The sequence below is a fragment of the Pseudomonas sp. PB101 genome (genome assembly GCF_009764265.1).
Taxonomy (GTDB): domain Bacteria; phylum Pseudomonadota; class Gammaproteobacteria; order Pseudomonadales; family Pseudomonadaceae; genus Aquipseudomonas.
In genome coordinates this window covers 84,252-96,314 of the sequence record NZ_RWIR01000065.1, presented here as the reverse complement: position 1 = coordinate 96,314, position 12,063 = coordinate 84,252, and the positions used below count along the sequence as shown (strand labels likewise).

Here is a 12,063-nt window from a genome sequence, read left to right as displayed (position 1 = left end):
CTTGCTGGCGATGGCGTCCGCAAAATCGCCATCGCCAGCAAGCCGGCTCCTACAGTCGTGAATGTTCATGCATCGGCAAATCACGTCTGAAAACGACCTCCACCTGTACTGAAAGCGCTACAGCGGAACGATATCGCTACACCCCTCTGCGATCACGGCTGTGCAAGGCTTTGATCCACCTCGGCTTTTATCCTCGACATATCACGTATCGATTTCGCTACAGCGAATGAATTTCAACCTTTGTCAGAACCACCTAAATCATTGATCAACAACGAGAAAACCAAGGTTGGCCGCGTTCTTGCTATGTACTCCTGCATAACCAGGGCATTGCCCAAGCATTCAATCGCGTCCACCAGACGAGTCTGGCCCCTTAGGAGTTTCCATGAGCGAGTTGCGTTTTACTGAAGATCACGAATGGCTGCGCACCGAAGCTGACGGCAGCGTCACGGTCGGCATCACCGCTTTCGCACAGAACGCCCTGGGCGACGTGGTTTTCGTTCAACTGCCTGAGCTGCAGTCCTACGACAAGGGCGCCGAAGCCGCCACCGTGGAATCGGTCAAGGCTGCCAGCGGCGTGTACATGCCGCTCGACGGCGAAGTGCTGGAAGTGAACCCGGCGCTCGACAGCAGCCCTGAACTGGTCAACGAAGATCCGCTGGGCGAAGGCTGGTTCTTCCGCTTCCAGCCAAGCGACGCCTCGGCTGTCGCCCAACTGCTGGACCAGGACGCCTACGACCGCCTGATCAAAGCCCAAGCCGAAGCCTGAGGAGCACTGACATGACTCAAGTCAATCTGACCACCGCCAACGAATTCATCGCCCGTCACATCGGCCCGCGCGCCGGTGACGAGCAAGCCATGCTCAACAGCCTCGGTTTCGACTCCCTGGAAGCCCTGAGCGCCAGCGTGATTCCCGACAGCATCAAGGGCACCAGCGTGCTTGGCCTTGAAGACGGCCTGAGCGAAGCCGATGCCCTGGCCTTGATCAAGTCGATCGCGACTAAAAACCAGCTGTTCAAGACCTACATCGGCCAGGGCTACTACGGCACCCACACGCCGTCGCCGATCCTGCGCAACCTCCTGGAAAACCCGGCCTGGTACACCGCTTACACCCCGTACCAGCCAGAAATCTCCCAGGGCCGTCTCGAAGCGCTGCTGAACTTCCAGACCCTGATCAGCGACCTCACCGGCCTGCCGATCGCCAACGCCTCCCTGCTCGACGAAGCCACCGCCGCTGCCGAAGCCATGACCTTCTGCAAACGCCTGAGCAAGAACAAGGGCAGCCACCAGTTCTTCGCCTCCGTGCATTGCCACCCGCAGACCCTCGACGTACTGCGCACCCGTGCCGAGCCTCTGGGCATCGACGTAGTGGTTGGCGACGAGCTCGAACTGACCGACGTGACGCCGTTCTTCGGCGCCCTGCTGCAATACCCTGCCAGCAACGGTGACGTGTTCGATTACCGCGAACTGACCGAACGCTTCCACGCCGCCAACGCCCTCGTTGCCGTGGCGGCCGACCTGCTGGCCCTGACCGTGCTGAGCGCGCCAGGCGAATTCGGCGCCGACGTGGCCATCGGCAGCGCACAGCGCTTCGGCGTGCCGCTGGGCTTCGGTGGCCCGCACGCCGCTTACTTCTCCACCAAGGACGCGTTCAAGCGTGACATGCCGGGCCGTCTGGTCGGTGTTTCCGTAGACCGTTTCGGCAACCCGGCCCTGCGCCTGGCCATGCAGACCCGCGAGCAACACATCCGTCGCGAGAAAGCCACTTCGAACATCTGCACCGCGCAAGTGCTGCTGGCCAACATCGCCAGCATGTACGCCGTGTACCACGGTCCGAAAGGCCTGACACAGATCGCCAATCGCGTGCATCACCTGACCGCGATCCTGGCCAAAGGCTTGAGCGCATTGGGCCAGAACGTCGAGCAAGCGAGCTTCTTCGACACCCTGACCGTGAAGACCGGCGCGCAAACCGCCGCCCTGCACGACAAGGCGCACGCCCAGCGCATCAACCTGCGCGTGGTCGATGACGAGCGTCTGGGCCTGTCCCTGGACGAAACCACCACCCAGGCCGACGTTGAAGCCCTGTGGAGCCTGCTGTCCGACGGCAAGACCCTGCCGGACTTCGCTGCCCTCGCTGCCTCGGTCACCAGCACCATCCCGGCCGCGCTGGTACGTCAGTCGCCGATCCTCAGCCACCCGGTGTTCAACCGCTATCACTCGGAAACCGAGCTGATGCGCTACCTGCGCAAACTGGCGGACAAAGACCTGGCGCTGGACCGCACCATGATCCCGCTGGGTTCGTGCACCATGAAACTCAACGCCGCCAGCGAAATGATCCCGGTGACCTGGGCCGAATTCGGCGCCCTGCACCCGTTCGCCCCGGCCGAGCAAAGCGCCGGCTACCAGCAACTGACCGACGAGCTGGAAGCGATGCTCTGCGCTGCCACCGGCTACGACTCCGTTTCGCTGCAACCGAACGCCGGTTCGCAAGGTGAATACGCCGGTCTGCTGGCGATTCGCGCCTACCACCAGAGCCGTGGCGAAGACCGTCGCGACATCTGCCTGATCCCGTCGTCGGCCCACGGCACCAACCCGGCCACCGCCCAGATGGCCGGCATGCGCGTTGTCGTGACCGCTTGCGATGCCCGCGGCAACGTCGACATCGAAGACCTGCGCGCCAAGGCCATCGAGCACCGCGAACACCTCGCCGCGCTGATGATCACCTACCCGTCGACCCACGGCGTGTTCGAGGAAGGCATCCGCGAAATCTGCGGCATCATTCATGACAACGGCGGCCAGGTGTACATCGACGGCGCCAACATGAACGCCATGGTCGGCCTGTGCGCACCGGGCAAGTTCGGCGGCGACGTGTCGCACCTGAACCTGCACAAGACCTTCTGCATCCCCCACGGCGGTGGCGGCCCGGGCGTCGGCCCGATCGGTGTGAAATCGCACCTGGCGCCATTCCTGCCGGGCCACGCCCACATGGAGCGCAAGGAAGGCGCCGTGTGCGCGGCACCGTTCGGCAGCGCGAGCATTCTGCCGATCACCTGGATGTACATTCGCATGATGGGTGGCGCGGGTCTCAAGCGTGCTTCGCAGCTGGCGATCCTCAATGCCAACTACATCTCCCGTCGCCTCGAAGAGCACTACCCGGTGCTGTACACCGGCAGCAACGGCCTGGTGGCGCACGAGTGCATCCTTGACCTGCGCCCTCTGAAAGACAGCAGCGGCATCAGCGTCGATGACGTCGCCAAGCGCCTGATCGACTTCGGCTTCCACGCGCCGACCATGTCGTTCCCGGTGGCCGGCACGCTGATGATCGAGCCGACAGAAAGCGAATCCAAGGAAGAACTGGACCGCTTCTGCGACGCCATGATCCGCATCCGCGAAGAAATCCGCGCAGTGGAAAACGGCACCCTGGACAAGGACGACAACCCGCTGAAAAACGCGCCGCACACCGCGAAGGAACTGGTGGGCGAGTGGTCGCACCCGTACAGCCGCGAGCAAGCGGTTTACCCGGTTGCCTCGCTGATCGAAGGCAAGTACTGGCCGCCGGTCGGTCGTGTCGACAACGTGTTCGGCGACCGCAACCTGGTCTGCGCCTGCCCGTCGATCGAAAGCTACGCTTAAACGAATGAGGGGGCGGGTTTTACTCGCCCCAATTTCAAGAACACCGCAAAGCCCTTGTAGGAGCTGGCTTGCCAGCGATGAGGGTGGATCAGTCCACATTTCTGTGCCTGACACACCGTCATCGCTGGCAAGCCAGCTCCTACAAGGATCGCATCAAGCCTGAACTTCCGTGAATTCCTATAACAAGAAACCGGAGAACCACCATGTCGTTAAGCGTGTTCGACCTGTTCAAGATTGGCATCGGTCCCTCCAGTTCCCACACCGTCGGCCCGATGCGTGCCGCTGCGCGCTTCGTCGAAGGCCTGCGCCGTGAAGGGCTGTTGCCGGCAACCACCAGCGTCAGAGTCGAGTTGTATGGCTCGCTCGGTGCCACCGGCAAGGGCCACGGCAGTGACAAGGCTGTGCTGCTCGGCCTGGAAGGCGAACACCCGGACACCGTGGACACCGAAACCGTCGCCGCGCGCCTGCAAGAGATTCGCGGTAACGGCCGCTTGAACCTGCTCGGCGAACACAGCATTGCGTTCAACGAGAAAGAACACCTGGCGATGATTCGCAAACCGTTGGCATATCACCCCAACGGCATGATTTTTCGCGCCTTCGACGCAGCAGGCCTGCAGATCCGCAGCCGCGAGTACTACTCGGTCGGTGGCGGTTTTGTGGTCGATGAAGACGCCGCCGGCGCCGACCGCATCGTCGAAGACGCCACGCCCCTGACCTTCCCGTTCAAAAGTGCCAAGGACCTGCTCGCCCACTGCGCCACCTACGGGCTGTCCATCAGCCAGGTGATGCTGACCAACGAAAGCGCCTGGCGTCCGGAAGCGGAAACCCGCGCCGGCCTGCTGAAAATCTGGCAAGTGATGCAGGACTGCGTCGCCGCCGGTTGCCGCAATGAAGGCATTCTGCCTGGCGGGCTGAAGGTCAAGCGCCGGGCTGCCGCGCTGCATCGGCAATTGTGCAAGAACCCGGAATCCGCATTGCGCGATCCGCTGTCGGTGCTCGACTGGGTCAACCTCTACGCACTGGCGGTCAACGAGGAGAACGCCAACGGCGGGCGCGTCGTAACGGCCCCCACCAATGGTGCGGCGGGGATCATTCCAGCGGTGTTGCACTACTACATGCGTTTTATCCCGGGTTCCAATGACGACGGCGTGGTGCGATTCCTGCTCACTGCCGCAGCCATCGGCATTCTGTACAAGGAAAACGCTTCCATCTCCGGCGCCGAAGTCGGCTGCCAGGGTGAAGTCGGCGTCGCCTGCTCGATGGCCGCCGGTGCCTTGTGCGAAGTGCTGGGTGGCAGCGTGCAACAAGTCGAGAACGCCGCGGAGATCGGCATGGAACACAACCTCGGATTGACCTGCGACCCGATTGGCGGGCTGGTGCAAGTGCCTTGCATCGAGCGCAACGCCATGGGCTCGGTCAAGGCCATCAATGCCGTGCGCATGGCCATGCGCGGCGACGGGCAACACTTCGTCTCCCTCGACAAGGTCATCCGCACCATGCGCCAGACCGGCGCCGACATGAAAAGCAAATACAAGGAAACCGCCCGTGGCGGTTTGGCGGTCAACATTATCGAGTGCTGATGCGCGCTCATCTGCACCCTTCTTCAGGAGCTGAATATGTCCACCGAACAACTGTTGCAAACCCCGCTGCACGCATTGCACATCGAACTCGGCGCGCGCATGGTGCCGTTCGCCGGCTACGACATGCCGGTGCAATACCCGCTGGGCGTGATGAAAGAACACCAGCACACCCGCGATCAGGCCGGGCTGTTCGATGTCTCGCACATGGGCCAGATCCGCCTGACCGGCGCCAATGCCGCCAAGGCCCTGGAAACCCTGGTGCCGGTAGACATCATCGACCTGCCGGTGGGCATGCAGCGCTACGCGATGTTCACCAACGCGACGGGCGGCATCCTCGACGACCTGATGGTCGCCAACCTGGGCAACGACGAACTGTTCCTGGTGGTCAACGCCGCCTGCAAGGATCAGGACCTGGCCCACCTGCGCAAGCACATCGGCGAGCAGTGCACGATCGAGCCGCTGTTCGAGGAACGCGCCCTGCTGGCCCTGCAAGGCCCGGCAGCAGTTACCGTGCTGGCACGCCTGGCCCCGGAAGTTGCGAAGATGACTTTCATGCAGTTCGCTCGCGTCAAGCTGCTGGGCGTGGACTGTTTTGTCAGCCGTTCGGGCTACACCGGTGAAGACGGTTTCGAAATTTCCGTACCTGCCGCCAACGCCGAAGCCCTGGCTCGCGCCCTGCTGGCCGAACCGGAAGTGGCTGCCATCGGCCTTGGCGCCCGCGATTCCCTGCGCCTGGAAGCGGGTCTGTGCCTGTATGGCCACGACATGAACACCGAGACCAGCCCGATCGAAGCCAGCCTGCTGTGGGCCATTTCCAAGCCACGTCGCGCCGATGGTGCACGTGCCGGCGGCTTCCCGGGTGCCGAAAGCGTATTCGCCCACCAACAGGCTGGTGTCAGCCGCAAGCGCGTCGGCCTGTTACCGCAGGAACGCACACCGGTGCGCGAGGGTGCCGAGATCGTCAACGAAGCCGGTGACATCATCGGCAGCGTCTGCAGCGGCGGCTTCGGGCCGACCCTGGGCGGGCCGCTGGCCATGGGTTATGTCGACAGCGCCTACATCGCAATGGACACACCCGTTTGGGCGATTGTCCGTGGGAAAAAGGTGCCTTTGCTTGTAAGCAAAATGCCATTTGTTCCACAACGCTACTATCGCGGCTGATTGAATGTTCCTATAAGTAACGCGGTTGCGTTAACAGTGCACTAATGTGTAACGCAACCGCCATAAAATAGTGCATTGTTTGGCTCTAAGCTTCGATTATGAACTTTGCTTATAACGATCGAAAACATTTGAACAACGTTAGCGTATAAGAACCCACTAGTGGCCTGACTTTGCCATCAACCTGAGGAAATACGGGGCCTTCACAGGGCTTGTTTTTTCTCCCGTAGTTGGCGTAGAGTTTGTTCACTGTGTTTGCATGGGTCGCTTGGAATCGTGACCTGGGCAGTAGCCTACAAGTTAGCTACATCCCGTTCGACGTCTTCTTACTCTCCTGCAACCAGCCCCAGTACTCTTTCATGAGAAGGAGACTGTCATTAATTTTTTGCGTCAAAGGAAATAAGAAATGTCCCAACGTCAGAGCGGTACCGTCAAGTGGTTTAACGACGAGAAAGGTTTTGGTTTTATCACTCCTGAAAGCGGTCCGGATCTGTTCGTGCATTTCCGCGCCATCCAGGGCAACGGCTTCAAGAGCCTGAAAGAAGGCCAGAAAGTGACTTTCATCGCCGTGCAGGGCCAGAAAGGCATGCAGGCTGACGAAGTACAAGCAGAAGCCTAATCTTCTGTAACGAAAAAGCCCCTGATGCTGACATCAGGGGCTTTTTTGTGCGCGTAAATCCGTAAAATGGCTTCTTTTTCGCCGAGAGCCTGTCATGTCGAAACACCTGCTTACTCCCCAGGGCGACTTCCCCGCCGCTGGCCTGGGTCGTCGCCTGGCAGCCATGTTCTATGATTTCCTGCTGTGCACCGCCCTGCTGATCGTCACCAGCGGCGTGTACAAGATGATCCAGATGGCGATCATCGGCGAGGAAAGGATGCGTACCCTGACCGAAGCGGGCGCCCTGGACGGTGATCCCCTGCTTTCCACGGTCCTGCTGTTCGTACTGTTCGGCTTCTTCGCCAAATTCTGGACCTGGTCCGGTCAGACCCTGGGCATGCAGGTCTGGTGCATTCGCGTGCAGAACGCCGACGGCTCATCCATCAGCCTGTGGCAGGCGCTGCTGCGCTTTGTGGTGTCGATTGCTTCGCTGCTGTGTGTTGGCCTTGGGTTCATCTGGTCGTTGTTCGACAAGCAGAAACGCAGCTGGCATGACATCTACTCCAATACCGAACTGGTGCGGATTCCGAAGAAGACCAAGTAATTCAGCCATACGAATACCACTGTGGGAGCGAGCTTGCTCGCGATGGCGGTGTATCAGTCAAAATTGATATGACTGACAGACCGCTATCGCGAGCAGGCTCGCTCCCACAGTTTTACGACTTACCTGACAAATATCAGGCGTTACCGGCCAGCTTCATCCGCGCAGCCTGAGTGAAATCAAGCATCCGCTTGAGCGGGCGAATCGCCTGCGGAATCAGCGCCGGGTCGACAAAGATCTCGTTCGACCCTTCCTTCAACGCCTTGAGCGTGCGCTCAAGGGTGTTCATCGCCATCCACGGGCAATGCGCACAACTGCGGCACGCCGCGCCGTTACCCGCCGTAGGCGCTTCGATGAAGACCTTGTCCGGGCACAGCTGCTGCATCTTGTAGAAGATGCCGCGGTCGGTCGCCACGATCAGTGTCTTGTTCGGCAGGCTCTGTGCCGCCGCGATCAACTGACTGGTGGAACCCACGGCATCGGCCAACTCGATCACCGATGTCGGCGACTCCGGGTGCACCAGAATCGCCGCGTCCGGGTACAGCGCCTTCATGTCTTCAAGCTGCTTGGACTTGAACTCTTCGTGAACGATGCAGGCACCGTCCCACAGCAGCATGTCGGCACCGGTCTTGCGCTGGATATAGGTCCCCAGGTGCTTGTCCGGGCCCCAGATGATGGTCTCGCCGTTATCCATCAGGCTCTCGACGATTTCCAACGCACAGCTTGAAGTGACGACCCAGTCCGCCCGGGCTTTTACCGCGGCAGACGTGTTGGCGTACACCACCACCGTGCGCTCCGGGTGTTGATCGCAGAACGCGGAAAACTCGTCCACCGGGCAACCCAGGTCCAGCGAACAGGTCGCCTCGAGCGTCGGCATCAGCACGCGCTTTTCCGGGTTGAGGATCTTGGCGGTCTCACCCATGAACTTCACGCCGGCAACGACCACGGTCTTGGCCGGATGGGCGTTGCCGAAGCGGGCCATTTCCAGCGAGTCGGAAACGCAGCCGCCCGTCTCTTCGGCCAGCGCCTGAATCACAGGGTCACAATAAAAGTGCGCCACCAGCACCGCGTCCTGAGCCTTGAGCTCGGCAGCGATGGCAGCACGGTAATAAGCCTCTTCATCGGCGGTCAGCGGCTTGGGCTGTTTGGCGTCGAGGTGGGCTTGAACCAGAAGACGTTCGGAAATTTGCGTCATGTTCGCAAGACCTGCAGGCGCATTCGCGCGAAAGTCGAGTATACACCCGGCTCCGGACCCATCAGGGTACCGCCGGGAAAGTGAGTATTCATCAGGCACGGACAGCGTTGAAGCTGCGCAAGGCTACAGAATATCCGACGGATGCAAAAGATGATTCTGACCTGCGCCACGAGCAGCAGTCCGAAGCGAGGCGAACTTGAATCGCGGGCAAAAAAAAACCCGGAAATCCTCACTTGCGTGGGCCTTCCGGATTTTCTAAACCGCCAAAAATGGTGGGTCGTGTGGGATTCGAACCTACGACCAATTGGTTAAAAGCCAACTGCTCTACCAACTGAGCTAACGACCCGCTGTGTGGTGGCGCGTATAATACTGATTTTTAAGGACTATTCAACACCTATTTTGAAAAAAATCAAAAATAAGGGGTTGGATCGCCGATTCCGGCTGCCAGGAAGCCTTCCGCACGCAGTCGGCAGCTGTCGCATTTGCCGCACGCACGGCCATTATCATCGGCCTGATAGCAGGAAACGGTCAGCCCGTAGTTCACGCCAAGCTTCACGCCCGCCTGGACGATCTGCGCCTTGCTGAGGTTTTGCAGCGGCGCCTGGATGCGGAAGCCATTGCCTTCCACCCCGGCTTTGGTTGCCAGGTTGGCCATGCGCTCGAACGACTCGATGAACTCGGGACGGCAGTCCGGGTAACCTGAATAATCCACCGCATTCACGCCGATGAAGATGTCACGCGCACCGAGCACTTCCGCCCAGCCCAGGGCCAGGGAGAGGAACACCGTGTTACGCGCAGGCACGTAAGTCACGGGAATGCCTTCACCCAGCTCTTCCGGAATGGCGATGCTGCTGTCGGTCAGTGCTGAACCGCCCATGCCATTCAGGTTCAGACCGATCACCTTGTGCTCGACCACGCCCAGGTCTCGGGCCACACGCTCGGCAGCGTGCAGCTCTGCGTGTGAGCGCTGACCGTAATCGAAACTCATGGTATAGCAGCTGTAGCCTTCGGCGCGCGCCATGGCCACGACGGTCGCCGAGTCCAGGCCACCGGACAACAGGATGACCGCACGTTTTTCAGGAGTGTTCAGTTGTTCAGTCATTTCAGCGCCCCGGCTCGTCATTCCATAGATATTTGTGCAGCTGCAATTGCAAACGCACTGGCAGGTTGTCCGCCACCACCCAATCCGCCAGATCCCGGGCATTGAGATCATGGTGGCTTGGCGAGAACAGGACTTCGCCGGCGCGCTGGTCCAGACCGTACTGGATCAGCTTGGAAACGGACCAGTCATAGTCATCCCGCGAGCAGATGACAAACTTCACCTGATCATTGGGCGTGAGCAGCTCAATGTTTTCATAGCGATTGCGGTGTGCTTCCTTCGACCCTGGAGTCTTCAAGTCGACAACGCGACTGACCCGGGAATCTACTGCCGAGATATCAATAGAGCCACTGGTTTCCAGTGACACTTCGTAACCGGCGTCGCACAAGCGCTTGAGCAAGGGAATGGCGTTGGGTTGCGCCAGGGGCTCGCCGCCCGTGACACAGACATAACGCGGACGGAAACCGGCAACCTGCTCGAGGATATCGTCGAGGGTGCGAATGGTTCCGCCGGTGAACGCGTAGGCGCTGTCGCAGTATTGGCAACGTAACGGGCAACCGGTCAGGCGCACAAAAACAGTGGGCAGGCCGGCAGTCCGAGTTTCACCCTGCAACGAGTAGAAAACTTCGGTGATTCTCAATGTGTCTTGCATAGTCGCCACGGGCGTAACAGCTAAACAGGCTGTCCGCCTCCGTCAGGCACTTCAAGGAACCCCGGCAATGCGCAGGCCCCAAAAAGCGTGTTTCAGAAAAAGGGCGTGAATTCTAACGAAAAAACCCGCGACAAGCGCGGGTTTCTTTGAAACGGCTCAAGCCGCCTTACATTTTCTGCAGATCACGCTGTGCCAGCTGAGCGGCGGAAGTGCCCGGATACTGGGACACGACCTGCTGCAAAATGCCTTTGACCCGGTCGGTATGACCCAGGCGACGCTCTACGTCAGCAAGCTTGTACAGCGAGTCCGGCACTTTGGCATGCTTGGGATACAGCTGCGAAACCTTGGCAAACGCCTGACCTGCACCTTGCAGATCGCCCTTGGCCAGGTTCACTTCGCCCAACCAGTATTGGGCGTTACCTGCGTACTGGCTGTTCGGGTATTTGCGCAGGAATGCGGCGAAAGCCTGGCTGGCCTTGTCGAAATCCTTGGCCTTGATCAGGTCGAAGGCAGCATCGTAATAGAGCTTTTCCTTCGCCGGATCTGCCGGTTCGCTACCCGCGGCGGGTGCTTGAGCGGCTGCCGCTCCTGCACTTGCGCCTGCTGCTGCAGCGGGGGCGTTCAAGTCGCCACCGCCGGAAGAATTCTCAGGAGTCGCGGCTGGTGCAACGCCGGTTCCTATGCGCCGATCAAGATCCTGGTATCGCTCCAGGTTTTCCTGCTTCATGCGCGCTACATCATTTTGCAGAACTTCAATCACACCCTGTTGGCGCGAGATCTGCTCCTGCATTTGTTGCAGTTGGTTGAACAGCTCGCCCTGTGCCGAGACAGGGGCCGAAACCCCTCCCCCGGCATAGGCGCCGTTCGTACCGTAACCTGCAGGCGGATAACTGCTCCCGCTATTGTTATAGCCGGAGTCGTTATCGACCACAGGAACCGCAGCCCACGCCGCAAGCGGCGCGAGACTGAGAGCCAGAACAGTTACAGCACGACGGCACGTTCGCATGACGAATTACTTACGCAGTTCGACGCGACGGTTTTGAGCCCAGGACTGCTCGTCGTTGCCGGTAGCAACTGGACGCTCTTCGCCGTAGGAAACCAGTTCCAGCTGAGCTGGGGAAACACCTTGCAGTACCAGGTAGCGCTGAACGGCTTTCGCACGACGCTCGCCCAGTGCCATGTTGTACTCACGAGTACCACGTTCGTCGGTGTTGCCTTCCAGAACAACGCGAGCGCCGTTTGCTTTCAGGTCTTTGGCGTGAACGTCCAGAGCGCGCATGGCTTCTGGCTTCAGGTCCGAGCTGTCGTATTCGAAGTAGAAAGTGGTGATAGCGCGCAGAGCAGCTTCTTCGCTCAGGGAGCCGTCAACTGCACCAGTGTTTGCGCCGTAACCAGCGTTTGGATCTACCGCGCCTTCACCGGCATTGTCGCCGCCTTTGGACGAGCAACCTACAGCTACAGCCATGGCCAGTGCCAGCGCAGCAAATTTACCAAACTTCAGCATTTCCATCGTGAAACTCCTAATGAACCCCAGTGTGTTAAGTACAACG

The 12,063-nt window shown here is 60.0% G+C and carries 11 protein-coding genes and 1 tRNA gene; 6 read left to right on the top strand and 6 right to left on the bottom strand.

All coding sequences use genetic code 11. The features are described 5' to 3' along the window. Window positions 1–382: 382 nt before the first annotated feature. The 6 genes from gcvH to EI969_RS19945 all read left to right on the top strand — a co-directional run bounded on the left by gcvH (window position 383) and on the right by EI969_RS19945 (window position 7,570). On the top strand, window positions 383–766 hold the full coding sequence (gene gcvH / locus EI969_RS19970) for a glycine cleavage system protein GcvH (protein WP_008047373.1): 384 nt from the start codon (window positions 383–385) through the stop codon (window positions 764–766). 11 nt (window positions 767–777) lie between these two features. Next, window positions 778–3,630 (top strand): aminomethyl-transferring glycine dehydrogenase, encoded by a 2,853-nt coding sequence (gene gcvP / locus EI969_RS19965; protein WP_160389303.1) that lies wholly within the window; start codon window positions 778–780, stop codon window positions 3,628–3,630. A gap of 203 nt (window positions 3,631–3,833) precedes the next feature. After that, complete coding sequence (locus EI969_RS19960; RefSeq protein WP_160389302.1) at window positions 3,834–5,210, top strand: L-serine ammonia-lyase; 1,377 nt, start codon at window positions 3,834–3,836, stop codon at window positions 5,208–5,210. Window positions 5,211–5,246: 36 nt separating this feature from the next. Continuing rightward, entirely contained in the window at window positions 5,247–6,371 is a 1,125-nt protein-coding gene (gcvT, locus tag EI969_RS19955) for a glycine cleavage system aminomethyltransferase GcvT (RefSeq protein ID WP_160389301.1), read from the top strand. Window positions 6,372–6,774: 403 nt separating this feature from the next. Next, window positions 6,775–6,987, top strand: a complete 213-nt coding sequence (locus tag EI969_RS19950; RefSeq protein WP_007977299.1) for a cold-shock protein — start codon at window positions 6,775–6,777, stop codon at window positions 6,985–6,987. A 94-nt stretch (window positions 6,988–7,081) separates the two neighbouring features. Continuing rightward, the gene (locus EI969_RS19945) at window positions 7,082–7,570 is read left to right on the top strand and encodes an RDD family protein (protein ID WP_160389300.1); all 489 of its coding nucleotides are present in this window, start codon (window positions 7,082–7,084) and stop codon (window positions 7,568–7,570) included. A 133-nt stretch (window positions 7,571–7,703) separates the two neighbouring features. Here EI969_RS19945 and nadA read toward each other — a convergent pair whose 3' ends face one another. The 6 genes from nadA to pal form a co-directional block, all read right to left on the bottom strand. Further along, window positions 7,704–8,762, bottom strand: coding sequence for a quinolinate synthase NadA (gene nadA / locus EI969_RS19940; RefSeq protein WP_160389299.1), 1,059 nt, complete (start codon window positions 8,760–8,762; stop codon window positions 7,704–7,706). 270 nt (window positions 8,763–9,032) lie between these two features. Then, window positions 9,033–9,108 (bottom strand) — tRNA-Lys (locus EI969_RS19935). 63 nt (window positions 9,109–9,171) lie between these two features. Continuing rightward, entirely contained in the window at window positions 9,172–9,864 is a 693-nt protein-coding gene (gene queC, locus EI969_RS19930; protein WP_160389298.1) for a 7-cyano-7-deazaguanine synthase QueC, read from the bottom strand. Window position 9,865: 1 nt separating this feature from the next. Next, entirely contained in the window at window positions 9,866–10,513 is a 648-nt protein-coding gene (gene queE / locus EI969_RS19925) for a 7-carboxy-7-deazaguanine synthase QueE (RefSeq protein ID WP_108215102.1), read from the bottom strand. 166 nt (window positions 10,514–10,679) lie between these two features. Then, window positions 10,680–11,519: a tol-pal system protein YbgF gene (gene ybgF, locus EI969_RS19920; RefSeq protein ID WP_160389297.1), complete on the bottom strand. Its 840-nt coding sequence runs from the start codon at window positions 11,517–11,519 to the stop codon at window positions 10,680–10,682. Between the two features lie 6 nt (window positions 11,520–11,525). Further along, on the bottom strand, window positions 11,526–12,023 hold the full coding sequence (pal, locus tag EI969_RS19915; protein WP_003178634.1) for a peptidoglycan-associated lipoprotein Pal: 498 nt from the start codon (window positions 12,021–12,023) through the stop codon (window positions 11,526–11,528). Window positions 12,024–12,063 lie beyond the last annotated feature (40 nt).